A 15,911-nucleotide genomic window follows, 5' to 3' on the forward strand; every position below is an offset into this window, starting at 1 on the left:
CACAACGTTCGGCGAAACCGTGCCAGCGGAAAACGGGCCTGTCAGGCGATAATTCGATCAAGCGTGGATCCACGAATGCACGCGGATTGGCCGATTCCTCCCCGAATCTGAACTTCTTGGGCTGATTTCAGGGGGTCAGGGCCGCTGGAACCTGTCGCCGAGGATCACCGCTTCCTCCGCGGCCAAACTCACGGTTCCGTAAAGAATCCCGGGCATGGAGCCGGTGAGGGCGGGATCGACGAGCATGCCGAAGAACTCGTAGGGACGTTCTCCGGTGGCCTCAGCGACGTTCAGAGCCAGATGGAATTGCGGAAGCTCCAGCATCGAAAACCCGCTTTTTCCAGAGAAGGTGAAACCGAGAGTCGGGCCGCCTTTGCGGGCTGCCCGGTAGCCGAAGATCTGGCTCGATGAGAAGCTGTCCCCGGGAGCGTGGGGTTCGACGACCTCGAAATCGAATGGAGACGCCTTCTTGGAGGAAAGCGGGCGCATCACCCGACTGACATCGAGATCCGGGCCGTCGCCTCGAATCCACCACTTGAGCGTGGTGCCGTCACCCGAGTACTGCATCCATAGTTGCCCGGCATCACGAGGGCTGCCGGCGATCGTGCTGATCCACTTCGCAAAGGTGGCGGTGTCGACGGCCAGCGTTTGGTGGATGCCGGCTCCGTTGATGAACACGAGTTCGAGGTTCGTTGTGAGCTCACGCTCCACCACGAACGAGCCGCTGCCATCGGGAACCGCGATCTCTCCGGCGAGATCGACCGTCCCGGAAAGCAGGCCGGGCCGCGTGCCGGTCAGTGTCGGATCGACCAACGCACCGGTCAGGCGCCACGGCATGTCACCGGTCGGGTCCGCGAGATCCACCCACTCACCGGGCTGTCCGGTCGCCACGGGTTGCGAAAACCCGGGACCGGCCAGGATGAAGTTGAGCGACGGGCGCCCCTTGGCGCTGACCGAATAGCCGAAGCTCTGTTCAAATCCGAACGACTCGCCGGCGGCGTGAGGTTCGACAACCTCGCCGGTCATGGTCACCGGTTTCGAGAATTTCGGCGGCTTCATGACCTTGGTGACATCCAGATCGGGTCCGTCGCCACGGATCAGCCACTGCAGGGTCTTTCCATCGAGCGACTGGCGCATCCATAACTCACCTGCAGCCCTCGGACTGCCGGCGATACTGCTAAGCCAGTAGGCAAATCCGGCGGTGTCCACAGGGTCGTCGTGGTAGAGACCGGAAAGGTCGGTGTAGACGATTCCGAGATCCATTTCGACCCTGCGCTCGATGAACGCATCGGGCTTCGACTTGCCACTCGTCGGGCTGCTGCCCATCGCGATTTCCTGGGGATCGGTGAAACCGTCGCCGTCGGTGTCGGCACGCGTGGGGCTGGTCTTGTAGAGGATCACTTCCTCTCCGTCCGGGATTCCGTCGTCGTCAGAGTCTCGGTCGTTCCTGTCACTTCTCGCCTTGGCCTCCTTGCTGTCGATGAGTCCGTCCCCATCCGTGTCGAAGTCGAGCGTCAGCCCGAGTTTGGCATTGCGGGTGGAGAGCGCGAGAACCACGGGAGTTCCCGAAGTCAGCGGATCCATTTCCGCGTGGATCTGCTGGGTGGTATTGGAGCGGGCGTAGAATGTGAGGTTGCCCTTCCGCTTGTTCAGCGTGACGGTGCCCGACTGGGTGCCGACATGGATGGTCGCATCCGGGCCGGGTTGGATCACTCCTTTCGCAAGGCTGACCGAGACGGTGATCGCGACGGGTTTGTCGGCTGGGTTGAGCGGATCCGTTCCCGCACCGATTTCAGCGGAGTCGTTCACCCGGTCGCCGTCGGTGTCGGCGCGTTTCGGGTCGGTGCCGTGGGTCCTGACCTCATCGAAGTCGCTGAGGCCGTCCCTGTCGGTGTCGCGGTGGTTGAAATCGGTGCCTAGCGCGACTTCCTCGCTGTCCAGCAGTCCGTCGCCGTCGCTGTCTCCATCAAGTACGAAGGACACCGTGGTTGCGGGTCCGAGGACCACGGTTTGGGGTGCGCCGCCGTCGAGTTTGCCGAATTCCGCCGTGAGCCCGTAGCTCGCGCCGTGGGGCAGGTAGAGCACGCGGCTTCCCGTTCCCTGAGACATGCTGACCGGAAATGACCGCTCATATCCATCACTTCGGGCAGTGACATGGGCGGTGGCGTTGTTTGCGGACAATCCACTGGCCACCCGGAGCGACGCGGTGACCGGCACCGGATAGCTTACTTCCTCCGGAGTGCCTCCGCTCAGGATGTGGTTGATGCCGGAGACCACCCACCCCTCGTTGTGACCGCTGGGATTGATGGAGTTGCCGGCGATCACGTCGCCATCCCGGGAAATGGCGGTGGCTCCGGTGAGCGACCACCCAGAGAGCTCGAGTCCGGCATTCGCGAGCACGGCCGAAAGCTTCCGCAATCCGTTCGATGCGTCCCAGATGACGGCGACCTTGCCTGTGTCGTCGGTCCCTTCGCCGACCGCCACGGTTCCAGCTCCGTTCACGGCGAGCAGCCGGCAGTAGGTGGCTCCGCCGGGAATGTCTCCGACTCCGGCCGGTGTGCCGTCGGTCCACACGACACCTTCGCCGCCTGCTGCCGACTCGCCGGATCCGACAATCACGCGACCGTCGTCCGAGACTCCGAAGGCTTGGGAAGAAAGCGCACCACCGGGCAGGTCACCCAGACCCACCATGCCGCCTGATGCGGTCCAGCGGAACGCCATGCTGCCTTGCTCAATGGGAGTCGGCGGAGGAGTGAAGCCGTCGTTCGGATCCGGATCGGGTGTGTTCCGGAAGACCGTGTAGGTGCTCGATCCGACCACAGTGCTGCCGTCCGCGGAGATGTCGTCGGCCTGAGAGACCACGCTGACGCTGTCGCCGGTCTGAGACGGGCTGGGTGTGAGCACACCGAGGCTCTGCATCGATCCGCTGGCCGGTCCGGAGGCGGTCCAAAGGAAGGCCCGCAGGCCGTTCGGACTGGTGCTGATGCCCACCACCTTGCTGCCGTCATCGGAAATTCCGCGGGCATCCGAGTTCTGGTAACCGCTCGTGTTGAGGGTGCCGAGTTGGGTGTGGCCCTGACCTTCGACCCACCTTGAGGCACGGACCACGCCGACGCCGAGCACCACGCTGCCACAAGTCCGGGATCCATCACCGGAGATGTCGGCGGCGTTCGACAGGAACGGGCTGTTGGGAAGGTCTCCGAGACCCTCGACACTGAATGGAAGCAGCCATCGGGTCGCCTCGGATCCGCTTGTCGATGAGCTTTGCCCGCACATTGCGGTGCCGTCGGAGGAGATACCCGAAACTTGGGCACTCACCGAACCGCCGGGCAGGTCCTCCAATGGCAGGAATTCAAGAGACGTCGGGGGAAAAGCTTCCGCCGAAACACCCGAAACAAGAACCAGGATCGAAAAGAGGCGGAGGACGCTCATCGGCGTGTGACACCCCGGAAGCCGGGACGGCGGAAATCTTCCTCCGGCACGGGCGGATGTCAGCTGCAGAAAACCGGAAACCGCAAAAAGTTGCGGACGGTCGGCCACGACTCCGGTCGGGGGGAAGACCGGAGTCGTAGACGCGTCTCCGGCGGCTTCAGGAGCGGAACCGTCGGAAGAGGATCAGGCACAACCCCAGCACGCCGAGGAAGGCGGTGGCAGGCTCCGGGATGGCTTGGATCACCGCCTCCGGCTCCACCTCGGGTGTGGCCGCGGCCAGCCCCGACATCGCGACCGAGGCCGCGAGAAGCAAGGACGGGGGGAATCTCCGGGGGATGGGGGTGGCTAGCCGCATAACCTGCAAGAAAAACAGGGGATTATGGCGATTTTCCGCCAAGCGGGTCAAGGCGATTTCTGCGTGCTCCCGACGGCCTCAACCGCCGAAGCCCGCCGGAAAGACCATGTTGAGGAGCAAGGTCAGGAAGAAATTGAAGACCAGCAGGGCGAGCGCGGAGAAGACCATGGCACGGGTCGTTCCCTGACCCACCCCCACAGCGCCATTCGTCACGGTCAGGCCCTGGTGGCAGGAGACCGTGACGATCAGGAATCCGAACACGACGCCCTTGATCAGCGCGATCAGGATGTCGGAGAGGTCGGTGTAGTGGTGGACCTGGTCCATCCAGTAGGCCGCATTGACGCCGAACGGGCCGGTGCCGACGACCAACGACGCCCCGATTCCGAACGCGGCCGACTCGGCGATGAGGAGCGGCATCGCGATGAACATCGCGATCATCCGCGGCGTCACCAGATAGTCGATCGGGTGAACCCCCATCGAGCGCAGCGCGTCAATCTGCTCGGTCACCTTCATGGTGCCGATTTCCGCGGCCATGGACGCACCGACCCGCCCCGCCAGCATCAGGGCGGTGATCGATGGGCCGAGCTCGCGCAGCATCGCCACGCTGACCAACGCTCCGGCACCGCTCTCCATCCCGAGAGGGCTGAACTGGAACAGCGCCTGCGCGGCGAGCACGGCACCGGTGAAGGCACCGGTCATGATCACCACCGGCTGGGACCGGTAACCGATTTCCGCAATCTGCCGGAGGATCAGCGTGCCCCGGAGTTTGCCGTTCTTGATCGACTCGGCGATCTGCGCGATCAGCTGCCCCAACTCCCCGAGGTAGGAGAGGAAGCCCAGAGTCTGGTTGCCGATCCGCGCGAACACACCCGCAAGCTAATCGGCCGGATCCCGTGTGGCGAGTCGAGGATGCTGCTGGAATCGCGATGCGAAAGTCGTCACTCTGTCCGCGATGAGCGAGGACCTCTGGATCTGTCCCGGCTGTGGCGCGGAGCTGCGCGTGGGCCGAAAGGGATGTCCGAACTGCTCCAAGCCACCGAAGCGGAAACGCCGGAAGGCGAAGGTGCGGCAGGAGCGGAAGTCGTGGGAACAGGACTCGAGCTACGACGGTCTCGATCTTCCCGACGAGGACTTCGACTACGACGAATTCGTGAATAGGGAATTCGGCAACGCGCCTCACCGCAGGGTGCCGATCCAATGGTACTGGTGGGTCGTCGCGATCCTGCTGCTGGGTGGTTTCGCGTGGGCACTTTTCGCCGGACTGAGCTGGCTCTGACGGAAGGCGGTTCGGGTTTCAGTTGCCGAAGAAGCGCCGGATCAGCGAGAGGACAATCGTGGCGACCACGCTGATCACGATGCAGGTCACGACGGGAAAGTAGAACCCGCCTTTGTCGCCCTCGATCCGGATGTCGCCCGGCAGTTTTCCAAGCCAGCCGAACCAGCGGCCGCCAAACCACAGCGCCAGTCCGATGACGACCGCGACGACGCCGAACACGACCAGCGCTTTGCCGAGGGCGGACATGTCAGGCAAAAGCTTCGCGCAGCATCTTCAGGCTCTTCGGAATCGCGGTCAGCGGGTCCTCCTTGCCTTCGAACTCGAGTGAAACGTAGCCACCGAATCCCGCGTCGCGGAGAATGCCGGCGATCCGCGGGTAATCGAGGTCGAGCGTGTACCACACGCCACCACCGACGTAGGTCTTCGCCTGCAGCAACACCGCCTCACCGGCGAGTTGCTTCAGCCGGTCGTAGGGGTCTTCGAGGAAATTGCCGGTATCGAGGGTGACCTTGAGCCAGGGGGAGTCGACCGCCCGGGTCACGCGCAGGATGCCTTCAGGGGTGACGCCGAGTCCCCAGTGGTTCTCGAGCCCGAGCACGACGCCGCACTTCTCTGCGACCGGCACGATCTTCTCATAGGCGTCGATCACCCAGCCGTAGGCATCTTCCTCGGTGTAGCCTTCGATCGGTGGTTCGACTCCGCGACGCTCCATCAGTTCGTCGAAGTCCTTCGAAGTACCCCAAGTGCCGGAGTTGACCCGCATCGTCGGAATGCCGAGCGCGTAGGCCTGCTCGATGCAGTCGATGGTGTGGTCGATGTTCTTCTGCCGCTTCTCCTTGTCAGGCGAGAGGAAGCCCTGGTGCGTCGAATAGCCCATCAGATCGAGGCCGTTCAAAAACGCGTGGCGTTTGATCTTCTGCAGGTCCGAGTTCTCGACCGATGTGAGTTGGCGTTGGAGGATCTCCAGTCCTTCGAATCCCATTCGCGCGGCGTGGTCGAGGCAGACGGTCAGGTCGCGGAGTTCATCGCGCCGGAAACCCCAAAACGAATACGACGAGACGCCGATCGGGTTGGGTCGCGCCTTCGGGGGCGCAGGGTCGCTGCTTTGCGCGGTTGCGGAGCCAAGCGGAGCCGCCGACAGCGCGGCGCATTGGAGAAATCCTCGTCTTTTCACGGTGGCGCAAGGATTCACAGGAATGCGTGGCGAAAGCAAGGAATGCTGCACAAGGAACGGTGTCAGAGCCGCTGATCGGGCATGCAAAGAATCGCATTGATGTTGATCGGAGCCGCCGGCATGGCCCAGGCGGCGGAATACCTGGTGGCGGTGCCGAAGGAGGTGTCCGCTGAGTGGCTCGGAGTGGGCAAGGCCTTGGCGGAAGTCCACGAAGCGAAGCTCGAACGCTTCGACGGCAAGGCGGAGAGTCTGGGGGATATCCTCGAGGCCGAGCGGCCCCGCTATCTTGCGGTCGTCGGTCCGGCTTCCACGTTCGACGGCAAGTTCGTCCGGGCGCTCAACCGGGTGTCGCGGGAGGTGGATGACGACCCGTATGCGGACGTCCGCTGGGGGCTCATCACCGGCGCGACTCCGGACGACGCGTTGCGGGTCGTGAAGACCCGGGAGCCGCTCGTGATCGACAGGGCGCTGACGACCACCGGGATCAATCTCGGACTGGTCGAGTCCGGCCTGACCCTGAGCGATGGCGGGAAGGGCGGCTACACCATCAAGGAGGCCGGAGCCAAACCGGTGAAGGGGCAGTGGGACGCGGAGACCGAGCCCGATGGCACGGTCGGGATGTTCGAGAAGGCATGGAACGAGGATCGTCCCCAGTTGCTGGTCACCAGCTCGCATGCGACGCAGTTCAACCTCGAGATGCCGTTCGGGCTCGGGTTGATCGCCAGCCACGGCGGGAAGTTCCATGTTCTCGGGAAAAGCCTGAAGAACGAGTTCGCCCGCTTCCTCGGTGGCGCGATGTTTACCGGTGATCCGGCCAAGCTGGGCGAGTGGCTCGACAGCAAGAAGCTCCCCGTATTGGCCGATAGCGATGAGCCCAAGGTATGGGTCGCGGCCGGCAACTGTCTGATCGGCGACGCACGCGGAACCGACGAGTCGATGGTCGTGAGCGCGATGAGCTCCGGCGGGTTCCGACAGTTCGTCGGCTACGTGGTGCCGACGTGGTTCGGACGCGCCGGTTGGGGTACGCTCCGGCTTTGGCAGGACTCGCGCGGCAGCCTCTCGTTGAATGAAGCGTTCTTCCTGAACGACGCGCGGGTCATCGAGGAGACGCGGACGCGTTTCCCGGCCGCGCTCGAGGTCGACTTCGATGCCGACGACATCGAATCATGCATGCGCACGGACCGGGCCTTCAACCAAGCGCTGGGCAAACTCCAGGCATCGGGTGTGAAGATCGAGAAGGATACCGTGGGGTTGATCCACGACCGTGACGTGCTGGCATTCTGGGGCGATCCCGCTTGGGACGCGCGCTTTGATCCCGATCGTTTGCCGCACGCGCTGGAGCATGAGTGGAGGAAAACCGAGAGCGGGATGGAGCTTCACTTGACCGCGCGTGCGGACTTCGAGGGCCAGTACCTTCGCTGTTTGCCGAAGCGGATGCAGTCCGCTCCCAGCATCGAGCTTCCGGAGGGAATGGAAGGGGTTGCTGCGGACGACTTCGTCTTCCTCAAGAAGTTCTCAATGAAGAAGGGTGAGGAGCGGGTCGTGAAGCTCTCGGCGAAAGCCTGAGCCTGCACACGGTCAGTCGATTTCGATCCGGTAGCGACGGACTTCCGGGTCGACTTCGCGCGACCAGGCATCGATGCCGCCATCGATGCCGCGCGTGTTCTTGAGGCCGTGGCCTTGGAACCACGAGCAGTGGTCGAGCACATGTCGGCCGCTGTGATCATAGAGCAGGATCGACTGGCCGGGATCGCCGGCGAACAATCGCTGCTGGACCTCCTCGGTCATGAAAGTGGAGTCCGGCAGCGAGACCGCCTCGTGCTCCTCGCGGGTGCGGGTGTCGACCAGCAGCGGCGGGGATTCGGATTCCAGCATCGCCTTCGCCTCGGCCGGAGAAACGAGCATGCCCTTGTCGTGTTCATGGGCCGCCAGCAGGTGGGAAAGCATCGCTTCCGGATCGTGATCGCCGGCGCGCTTGGCAAGGCTGGCCAAGGTCTCCTCAGGCGGGAATCCGCAGCTCTGGCAGCCGCCCAGATGGTAGCGTGAGAAGAGTGCCCGCCGGGCTCCCGGCAGGGCATCGAGGATCTCGCCCATCGGGGAGTCGACACTGAGTTCGTCCGTCGCCATGGCGGAGGCTAGGCCGGGTCCTCGCGATTTTCCACTGTTTCAGCCGGGAATGCTGGGCCAGAGTGCGGCCGGATGCTCCACCCGAAATCGCCAGACGAACCGAAGATCTACCTGCTGCCGAACCTGATGACGGCCGGCAACCTCGTGTGCGGGTTCTTCGCGGTGCTTTCCATTTTCCAAGGCATCCTCGTCGCGACTCCGCAAAAGGGCGCTTACGAATTTGAATTGGCGCAGCCGTTCTACGAGCGCGCGATCCTGCTGATCTTCGCGTCGTGCCTGTTCGATCTTCTCGATGGCCGTCTCGCGCGGCTCGGCGGAAAGGAGTCGCCTTTCGGGCGCGAGTTCGACTCGCTGGCAGACGTGATCTCCTTCGGCATGGCGCCGTCGCTCCTGATGGCCAAAGCGGTGCTCTTTCCTCTCGAGAAGGCGCTTGGGATTCCCGCGGTCGGGTGGGTGCTCGCTTGTCTCTATGTCCTGTGCGGGGCGATCCGGCTCGCGCGCTTCAACTGTCTGGCCGCGATGCCCAAAACGGCCGACTCCGATTCCGACTTCCGTGGTATCCCGATCCCGATGGCCGCCGGCTTCATCTCGTCGCTGACCTTCCTGGTCATCTTCTTCAACAAGACCGACCGCAATCTCGGTGTCTGGATCTACGTGCTCGCCGCGATGATGCTGGCGCTGTCGATCCTGATGATCAGCGATGTCCGCTACCCGAGCTTCAAAAAAGTCGGTTGGAAAACCCGTGGCACGCCGGTCGTGATCGTGATCGCGGCGGTGGTGGTGATGGTCACGATCCGCTTTTACTACCTGATGCCGGCCGTGCTGTTCAGTGCCTACGTGCTCTACGGACTCATCGTCCGGCCGTTCCTCTCGAAACGGGTGAGGCAGGAAATCGAGGAGCCCGACGAGAACGGATCGGACGAACCCGAGGCTGCCAAGGAGAGCGAGGGGTAAAAGTTTTAAAAAGTTTTTGATCAAGAAAGCTTAATCATCTAGGCTGCAGGCCGTGATGGGACACACGCTTTTCTCGAGGGTTCTGGCTGCCCTCGCCTCACTGGTCGTGCTTGCGGGCGTGGCGAGTGCCGCGAGATTTTCGACCGTGATCATTGATCCGGGCCATGGCGGCAAGGACAAGGGGGCCTATTGGGGAGGAGTGCGTGAGTCGACGCTGAACCTCAAGGTCGCGAACCAGCTGGAGGCGCTGCTCAAGAAGCGCGGCATCCGCACTGTGATGACCCGCCGCAGCGACGTGTTCGTTTCTCTCTCGAGTCGTGCCGCGATCGCCAACCGCTATCGCAGCGCGGTATTCGTGAGCATCCATTTCAACGCCTCGACCAACACGGCGATCAAAGGTGCCGAGACCTACTACTGGGGAACCACCGGCAGGATGATTGCCGGGGCCATCCAGCGCCGTCTTCCGGCCCGCTGCCAGGTGCGCAATCGTGGCATCCGGCGGCATGGTTTCACCGTGCTGGTGAAAACGCGCTGTCCGGCGGTTCTGGTGGAGTGCGGCTTCATCAGCAACTCGAGCGAGCGCCGCCGTTGCTCGACGGTGTGGTACCAGCAAACCGCCGCGCGAGCGATTTACGACGGGCTGATGGCCTGCCGTTGAGGCAGCTCAGAACGAGAGCGTGATTCCCGCGCCGGCGTAGAAGAAGTCCTTCAGCAGGGCGTCATCGCCGTGGATGATCGGGTTCGAATCGAGCGCGAAGTTGTAGCTCGCGTAGGTCGAGAGCTCGATGTTGTCGGTGATGGAAATCAGTGCGGCCAGCGAGAGTGCGATGTGGTTCGCGCCGTGGTGTCCGTCGGCGACGTAGCCGTCGTTCGCTCCGAAGACGACACCGGGCTCAAAGGTGAGACACTCGATCGGCTCGAACGGACGGGTGAGGCTTAATTCGTAGAACGTGCCATTGGCATCGAACGAATAGGTGCCATCGAGTCCGAGTTGGAACCCACCGGGGATGGAGTCGATGAAGACTCCGGCGCTGAGTTCGTGATCGAGTTCGCCGTCGTGCGGGAAGCGCAGGTGGGTGTAGCTCGCATGAACTTCGAGAGGGCCGATCTCGATCCCGTATTCCAGTCCGAGTTGGAGTTCATTGTAGGCATTTGACGGGCTCTCCCCGTACCAAACGCCGAAGAGAAAGTCGTTCCAAGTCGCCTCGAACGCCGAGGTGAGCAGGCCGTCGCCATCCAGGCTATCCCGGCCTTCGGAGGCGTAGCGGCTGTCGTAGCCGAGGGTGACGGAGAATGAGGGACCGGAATTTTCCGGCATCGGGTGTTCGTGATGCCGGTGAATCGGAGAGGCGTGGTGGTGCCGCGCGATCTCCGGCTCTTGGGCGCCAAGGGGAAGAGCGAGAAATGCAGCGAGCGTGGCGGCAAGCAATCTGGGGGCAGTCATGAGGTCGGAAGATCGGTCGGTCGGGGTTCGGGCTTCCGCAGCAGTCGCGTGACAATCCCGTTATGGGGGGCAAACAGCCACGCCAGCGTGAACAGGACGCCTGCGGCAAATGCCATCATGCCGGAGGTCGTCGTGTCGGTGAACCCGACCAGCGAGGGAAGAGTGAGGGCGCCGATGTGGCCCAGCACCGCGGATGCCGCGCCGACCGCCGAGGCGATGACTAGCATCGGGAGCAGCCGGTGGGTCAGGAGCTGGGCGGTGGCCGCGGGGACGATCAGCATCGCGATCACGATGATGCTGCCGACCGACTCGAATGCCGCCACGGTGGTGACGGCGACGATGGTCATCAGCAGGTAGTGGAGCAGCGACGACGAGAAGCCGAGTGTGTCGGAGAGGGAAGGGTCGAACGAACTCAGCCGCAGCTCCTTGTAGAGCAGTGTGATCACGCCAAGGTTCAGGAGCAGAACGATGCCGTTGATGATCGCGGCGCGCGGCACTTCGGACGGCACGATCGGTGCGCTGGTTTCGATCGCCCCGTAGAGAACGCAGCCGGGGTCGAGATCGACATGGTCGGCGGCGCGGACAATCAGCACCAACCCGATCGCGAACAGGGTGGTGAACACCACGCCCATCGCCGCGCCCCGGTCGACATTGGCGAAGCGGTTGACCCACTGTGTGAATAGGGCGGTCAGCACTCCCGTGACGGCCGCACCGACAAACATCGGCAGGCTCGCGCGGGAACCGGTGAATAGGAAAGCGATGGCGAGGCCGGGCAGCACGGCATGGCTGATCGCATCGCCCATCATGCTCATCTTCCTCAGCACCAGAAAGCACCCCGGAAGCGCGCACGCGACGGCGCACAGCACGCCGGTGACGACGATCCAGGTGTCGGTGAAGTTCCAGTTCATGGGGAGCGTGGAGCGTGGAGCGTGGAGCGTGGAGCGTGGAGCGTGGAGCGTGGAGCGTGGAGCGTGGAGCGGAGGTCTGACTCTCAGCTCGATTCTCCAAGCTCTCCGCTCAGATCAGGTGGGGGCTGGCGGGGATCTGGAGATCGGGTGCGAGTTCGGCTTCGAGTTCCCGGACCATCTCGGGCCCGAGGATGTGTTCCACCATATCGGCGTCGCGATCGACATGGCTCGGCGCGATTTCGGCGTGGTGGATCAGGTAGAGTTCCCACAGCCGGTGGTTGCGGGTGATGCGGGCGGCTTCGCCGAATCCGGATTCGGAGAGAAGCACGGCCGACGGATCGGAAGTCGGTTCGAGGTGGTCCTCGCGACGCGCGAGTGAGAGTTTTCGTTTCAGTTGTCCCATCGTCCAGCTGCGGTGCTGAAGTAGGGATTGCAGGGTGACCGGGCGGTTGGAAACAGGTTGGTCCGAGGCTTCGAGGATCTCGTAAACCGAGCGCAAGAGGTGCTGGCGCCCGACCCGGCGCTTGAGCTTCAGGTGATCCATGTAGCGTGGCAGGACGCCCCGCTTGCCGCCGAAGAACATGCTGATGAGGAAAATGGATGAAGCGGTAAGAACGATGACTGGTCCGGAAGGGAGGTCGGCAAACAAGTCGCTCAGAAGTGCTCCGAAGTGCCCGCTGATTCCGCCGATTGCAGCAGATATCACGAGCATCAGCTTCATGTTTTCTGTCCAGAAACGGGCTGACGCAGCCGGAATGATAAGGAATGCGATCACGAGTATCAAGCCGACGGCTTGAATGCCGATCACGGTTACTGCCGTCACCAGAGCAAGGACTAGGGTATCAAGGAGCAAGACGGGCCATCCCTCTGATGCCGCAAAAGCTTCGTCAAAGCAGAGGAGCGTGAATTCCTTCAGTAGCAGAACCACCGTGACGATGACGGCGGTTGTCACAAGGGCGATCAGGAGAAGGTCGGAAAGTACGATGGATGCAGTTCGTCCGTAGATGTAGTCAGTCAGCCCCGAGGCACCGGGCAGATTCTGCACCATCCGCAGGATGGCCACACCGGTGCCGAAGAAGACGGAGAGGACGAAGCCCATCGCGACGTCGTCGCGCAGGCGGGTGGTGCGGCGGATGGCGAGCATCACCGCGACTCCCGCCAGTCCGGAGAGCGTGGCGCCGACCAGCAGGGCGGGGAGGCTCTTTCCGGCGCCACCGAGCGAGGCGACGATGGCGAAGGCAATGGCGATGCCCGGCAGTGTGGCGTGCGAGAGCACGTCGCCCATCAGAGACCGCTTGCGCAGCAGCAGCAGGCTGCCGACGAGGCCGGATCCGATGCCCAGACACCATGTCGCGGCGACGACCAGCCGCGTGTTGTAGCTTTGCAGCGTCAACACCTCGACAAAGTCGTGGAAGGAGAAGGGCATCAGTGGGGGCGGGTCAGCGCGTTGGCGGCGCGGTCCAGCAGCGCGAGGCGGCCGCCGTAGGTCTTCTTCAGGTTCTCGTCGGTGAACACCTCTTCGGTCGGTCCTGAAGCGACGACCCGCATGTTGAGCATGACGGTCCAATCGAAGTACTCGGCGACGGTCGACAGGTCGTGATGGACCACGAGACAGGTCCGGCCGCGTTCGCGCAGTTCCTTGAGCAGGGTGACGATCGCCTGTTCGGTGGCGGCATCCACCGCGGCGAAGGGCTCGTCCATGAAATACACCTTGGCATCCTGCGCCAGCGCCCGCGCCAGGAAGACCCGCTGCTGTTGGCCGCCGGAGAGCTGGCTGATCTGGCGCTTGGCCAGATGGCGGATCCCGACCTTCTCGAGGGCTTCGAGCGCCGTCTTCCGCTGGGCGGCACCGACCCGCTTGAACCAACCGAGACTGCGATAGGTGCCCATCGCGACCACATCGAGCGCGGACACCGGGAAGTCCCAGTCGACGCTTTCACGCTGCGGAACGTAGGCCACGAGATGGCGGTTCTTGCGATAGGGCTCGCCGTAGATGTTCGCCCAGCCCGAGGTCTTCGGGATGAGGTCCAGGCAGGCCTTGATGAGGGTCGACTTTCCGGCGCCGTTCGGGCCGATGATTCCCACCAGCTTGCCTTCGGGAATGTTCAGCTCGACGTCCCAGATCACCGGCTTGCGCTGATACGCCACGGTCAGGTCGTGGACGGTCAACGGGTAGTCAGGCGGGTGTTCGTGCTGCATGGGCCGATCAGTTGAGTTTGCCGTTCATTCCCTTCTCGGGAGCGGTTCCGCCGAGCGCGCGGGTGATGGTCGTCACGTTATGGTCAATCATCCCGATGTAGGTGCCCTCGTAGGTTCCGGTGGTCCCCATCGCATCGGAAAAAAGCTCGCCGCCGATGCTGACGTCGTGACCGCGGGAACGGGTGCCTTCGACGAGCGCCTCGACCGACTTGCGCGGGATCGAGCTCTCGACAAAGACCGCCGGGATCTTCCTTTCGATGATGAAATTCACGAGATCGTTGATGTCCTTCAGTCCCGCCTCGGACTCGGTGCTGATGCCTTGGATGCCCCTGACTTCGAGTCCGTAGGCTCGGGCCATGTAGCCGAAGGCGTCGTGTGCTGTGATCAGGACCCGCTGACCTTCGGGAATGCTCCCGAGGCTGGTGCGCGCGTATTCGTCGAGCTTGCCGAGTTCGGCGACGTAGTGGTCGTGGTTGGTCTTGAAATCCGCGGCGTGCTGCGGCGCGAGTTCGGAAAGCGCGAGTTCGATTTCTCCCGCCGCCTTGATCCATCCGGAGACGTCCATCCAAACGTGCGGGTCGAAGTGGTCCGCCTCGTCGCTCATGACGTAGTTCGAGTCCCCGAGGATGGTCTCCGTGACCGCGTGCACGGGTTTTCCCGAGCGAGCGAAACGGACCATGGTGTCGGTCATTTTGCCCTCAAGCATCAGGCCGTTGTAGAAGATCAGGTCGGCAGCCTGCAGCTTCTTGAGGTCGGGGCTCGACGGTTTGTAGAGGTGGGGATCAACGCCTTCTCCGATCAGGCTTTCGACGCTCACATGCTCACCGCCGATTTCGCGCGCAACGTCGCCGATCATCGCGATCGTCGTCACGACCTTCGGTGTGCCATCGGATGTCGAATTCTGGTCCTCACCGCAGCCAACGAGGCCGAGTGCGGCGAGAGCGGAAAGGATGAACCGTAGGGGTCGCATGGGCGTGATTCAATCGCAGGACTTTGATGAGTCAAAATAAAAGTTCATGAATCATCAAACTGCCATGGAGTGGCGAAGGGGAGGGGTGTTTTTCGGCAAAGTGGCGCTTGCGCGGATCGTCGGATGCGGCAAGGGAGGGGCGTGACCGATGAGGAGGTAGAAGCGCGACCGGCGAGGAAGTCGAAGATCGTCATCATGCTGGTGCTGCTGCCGTTTTGGCTGGTGGCGTCGACGGTGCTCGGGGTCTGGCTTTGGCATCGCGGCCAGCAGCAGCAGGAGGCTCACGAACCCGAGAAATTCCGGACCGAGATTTCGGCGGACGGGCTGGCGGATGACGTCAACAAGCTGGTCAACATCTGTGGACCCCGACACGTCGGCACCGAGCAAGGGGAGCGGGGCTTGTCGAGGGCTGCAGCGATGATCGAAGGGACGCTGGGTCCGAGCAATGCGGGCTACCGGATCGAGAGTTCGCCCGGGCCGCCGACGCCCAACGGTTCATGGCCGATCATCCGGGCGACCTTGCCGGGTGACGAGCGGGAGCCGCTGGTCGTGCTGGCGGCCTACGACGCGTCTCCGGACGGTGGCGGGGTCGAAGCCAATGCGACGGGTGTGGCGTCGGTGATGGGGATCGCCCAAGCCCTTGCAGGGGAGAATCTGGGCCGACCGGTGGTCTTCGCATTCGTGCCGCATGCCTACGATGCTGGGTCGCCACGCCAGGAAGCTCTCGAGCGCCTTCTGGGCAAGCTGGGCTCGTTCGAGCGGATTCTGGTGGTTGAGGCGACGGGTGCCGACGCCAAGCTGATTGCCTCCGCCTCGGATCCGGGGCTGCTCACCGGTCTAGAGGGGCGCGTCATCACCGTCGAGATCGACCAAGCGCCTTTGGAATCGGCCCTGTATCAGGCGGGTCAGCCTGCGGTTCGGATTTCGACCCGTCGGCCCGTGACGGGCGATGTGGCGGATTCCGGACTGCCCTTGCCCGGGGTCCACGCCGAGGCGACCCGGAAGCTTGCCGAACTGGTCCGTGGGTTGGCCGGCAACGGCTGAAAAACTTCTTGCGCGGCCGCACCGTTGC

At 63.3% G+C, this 15,911-nt stretch carries 16 protein-coding genes; 5 read left to right on the plus strand and 11 right to left on the minus strand.

The window, feature by feature from the left end; translation table 11 throughout:
• Positions 1-135: 135 nt before the first annotated feature.
• From HAHE_RS17970 to HAHE_RS17980, 3 genes are all read right to left on the minus strand, one after another.
• A complete protein-coding gene (locus HAHE_RS17970) occupies positions 136-3,432 on the minus strand; it encodes a hypothetical protein (protein WP_338686384.1) in 3,297 nt (1,098 codons plus the stop codon).
• Between the two features lie 157 nt (positions 3,433-3,589).
• Entirely contained in the window at positions 3,590-3,745 is a 156-nt protein-coding gene (locus HAHE_RS17975; RefSeq protein ID WP_338686385.1) for a PEP-CTERM sorting domain-containing protein, read from the minus strand.
• Positions 3,746-3,865: 120 nt separating this feature from the next.
• Positions 3,866-4,654, minus strand: coding sequence for an ABC transporter permease (locus HAHE_RS17980; protein WP_338686386.1), 789 nt, complete (start codon positions 4,652-4,654; stop codon positions 3,866-3,868).
• 85 nt (positions 4,655-4,739) lie between these two features.
• On the opposite strand from HAHE_RS17980, the gene HAHE_RS17985 reads away from it, so the two are divergent.
• Positions 4,740-5,063, plus strand: a complete 324-nt coding sequence (locus HAHE_RS17985; RefSeq protein WP_338686388.1) for a hypothetical protein — start codon at positions 4,740-4,742, stop codon at positions 5,061-5,063.
• 18 nt (positions 5,064-5,081) lie between these two features.
• Here the strand turns inward: HAHE_RS17985 and HAHE_RS17990 are convergent, their stop codons facing one another.
• Together HAHE_RS17990 and HAHE_RS17995 are read right to left on the minus strand one after the other, a co-directional pair.
• Complete coding sequence (locus HAHE_RS17990; protein WP_338686389.1) at positions 5,082-5,309, minus strand: DUF2905 domain-containing protein; 228 nt, start codon at positions 5,307-5,309, stop codon at positions 5,082-5,084.
• A 1-nt stretch (position 5,310) separates the two neighbouring features.
• Positions 5,311-6,237 carry a sugar phosphate isomerase/epimerase family protein gene (locus HAHE_RS17995; RefSeq protein ID WP_338686390.1) on the minus strand — a complete coding sequence of 309 codons (927 nt, stop codon included), beginning with the start codon at positions 6,235-6,237 and terminating at the stop codon, positions 5,311-5,313.
• A 99-nt stretch (positions 6,238-6,336) separates the two neighbouring features.
• On the opposite strand from HAHE_RS17995, the gene HAHE_RS18000 reads away from it, so the two are divergent.
• Positions 6,337-7,803, plus strand: a complete 1,467-nt coding sequence (locus HAHE_RS18000; RefSeq protein ID WP_338686391.1) for a hypothetical protein — start codon at positions 6,337-6,339, stop codon at positions 7,801-7,803.
• A 12-nt stretch (positions 7,804-7,815) separates the two neighbouring features.
• On the opposite strand, the gene HAHE_RS18005 is transcribed toward HAHE_RS18000, so the two are convergent.
• A complete protein-coding gene (locus HAHE_RS18005; RefSeq protein WP_338686392.1) occupies positions 7,816-8,364 on the minus strand; it encodes a rhodanese-like domain-containing protein in 549 nt (182 codons plus the stop codon).
• A 72-nt stretch (positions 8,365-8,436) separates the two neighbouring features.
• Between HAHE_RS18005 and pssA the strand changes: the two genes are divergently transcribed.
• Together pssA and HAHE_RS18015 are read left to right on the plus strand one after the other, a co-directional pair.
• Positions 8,437-9,318, plus strand: coding sequence for a CDP-diacylglycerol--serine O-phosphatidyltransferase (pssA, locus tag HAHE_RS18010; RefSeq protein ID WP_338686393.1), 882 nt, complete (start codon positions 8,437-8,439; stop codon positions 9,316-9,318).
• Positions 9,319-9,373: 55 nt separating this feature from the next.
• Positions 9,374-9,976 (plus strand): N-acetylmuramoyl-L-alanine amidase, encoded by a 603-nt coding sequence (locus HAHE_RS18015; RefSeq protein ID WP_338686394.1) that lies wholly within the window; start codon positions 9,374-9,376, stop codon positions 9,974-9,976.
• Positions 9,977-9,982: 6 nt separating this feature from the next.
• Here HAHE_RS18015 and HAHE_RS18020 read toward each other — a convergent pair whose 3' ends face one another.
• The 5 genes from HAHE_RS18020 to HAHE_RS18040 all read right to left on the minus strand — a co-directional run bounded on the left by HAHE_RS18020 (position 9,983) and on the right by HAHE_RS18040 (position 14,839).
• Positions 9,983-10,762, minus strand: a complete 780-nt coding sequence (locus HAHE_RS18020) for a hypothetical protein (protein ID WP_338686395.1) — start codon at positions 10,760-10,762, stop codon at positions 9,983-9,985.
• On the minus strand, positions 10,759-11,670 hold the full coding sequence (locus HAHE_RS18025; RefSeq protein WP_338686396.1) for a metal ABC transporter permease: 912 nt from the start codon (positions 11,668-11,670) through the stop codon (positions 10,759-10,761). Before HAHE_RS18025 ends, HAHE_RS18020 begins: the two co-directional genes overlap by 4 nt.
• Positions 11,671-11,779: 109 nt before the next feature.
• Complete coding sequence (locus HAHE_RS18030) at positions 11,780-13,096, minus strand: iron chelate uptake ABC transporter family permease subunit (RefSeq protein WP_338686397.1); 1,317 nt, start codon at positions 13,094-13,096, stop codon at positions 11,780-11,782.
• A complete protein-coding gene (locus tag HAHE_RS18035) occupies positions 13,096-13,869 on the minus strand; it encodes a metal ABC transporter ATP-binding protein (protein ID WP_338686399.1) in 774 nt (257 codons plus the stop codon). Before HAHE_RS18035 ends, HAHE_RS18030 begins: the two co-directional genes overlap by 1 nt.
• A 7-nt stretch (positions 13,870-13,876) precedes the next feature.
• Complete coding sequence (locus HAHE_RS18040) at positions 13,877-14,839, minus strand: metal ABC transporter solute-binding protein, Zn/Mn family (protein WP_338686400.1); 963 nt, start codon at positions 14,837-14,839, stop codon at positions 13,877-13,879.
• Between the two features lie 141 nt (positions 14,840-14,980).
• Here HAHE_RS18040 and HAHE_RS18045 point away from each other — a divergent pair, with 141 nt between their 5' ends.
• Positions 14,981-15,883, plus strand: a complete 903-nt coding sequence (locus tag HAHE_RS18045) for a M28 family peptidase (RefSeq protein ID WP_338686401.1) — start codon at positions 14,981-14,983, stop codon at positions 15,881-15,883.
• The last annotated feature ends 28 nt before the right edge of the window (positions 15,884-15,911 follow it).

Origin of the sequence: Haloferula helveola (genome assembly GCF_037076345.1) — a bacterium.
Classification (GTDB): domain Bacteria; phylum Verrucomicrobiota; class Verrucomicrobiia; order Verrucomicrobiales; family Akkermansiaceae; genus Haloferula; species Haloferula helveola.

Coding starts and splice junctions, on each gene's coding strand:
- HAHE_RS17970 (WP_338686384.1), bottom strand. CDS start 3,432: ATGAGCGTCCTCCGCCTCTTTTCGATCCTGGTTCTTGTTTCGGGTGTT.
- HAHE_RS17985 (WP_338686388.1), top strand. CDS start 4,740: ATGAGCGAGGACCTCTGGATCTGTCCCGGCTGTGGCGCGGAGCTGCGC.
- HAHE_RS17990 (WP_338686389.1), bottom strand. CDS start 5,309: ATGTCCGCCCTCGGCAAAGCGCTGGTCGTGTTCGGCGTCGTCGCGGTC.
- HAHE_RS18000 (WP_338686391.1), top strand. CDS start 6,337: ATGTTGATCGGAGCCGCCGGCATGGCCCAGGCGGCGGAATACCTGGTG.
- HAHE_RS18005 (WP_338686392.1), bottom strand. CDS start 8,364: ATGGCGACGGACGAACTCAGTGTCGACTCCCCGATGGGCGAGATCCTC.
- pssA (WP_338686393.1), top strand. CDS start 8,437: ATGCTCCACCCGAAATCGCCAGACGAACCGAAGATCTACCTGCTGCCG.
- HAHE_RS18015 (WP_338686394.1), top strand. CDS start 9,374: ATGGGACACACGCTTTTCTCGAGGGTTCTGGCTGCCCTCGCCTCACTG.
- HAHE_RS18020 (WP_338686395.1), bottom strand. CDS start 10,762: ATGACTGCCCCCAGATTGCTTGCCGCCACGCTCGCTGCATTTCTCGCT.
- HAHE_RS18025 (WP_338686396.1), bottom strand. CDS start 11,670: ATGAACTGGAACTTCACCGACACCTGGATCGTCGTCACCGGCGTGCTG.
- HAHE_RS18030 (WP_338686397.1), bottom strand. CDS start 13,096: ATGCCCTTCTCCTTCCACGACTTTGTCGAGGTGTTGACGCTGCAAAGC.
- HAHE_RS18035 (WP_338686399.1), bottom strand. CDS start 13,869: ATGCAGCACGAACACCCGCCTGACTACCCGTTGACCGTCCACGACCTG.
- HAHE_RS18040 (WP_338686400.1), bottom strand. CDS start 14,839: ATGCGACCCCTACGGTTCATCCTTTCCGCTCTCGCCGCACTCGGCCTC.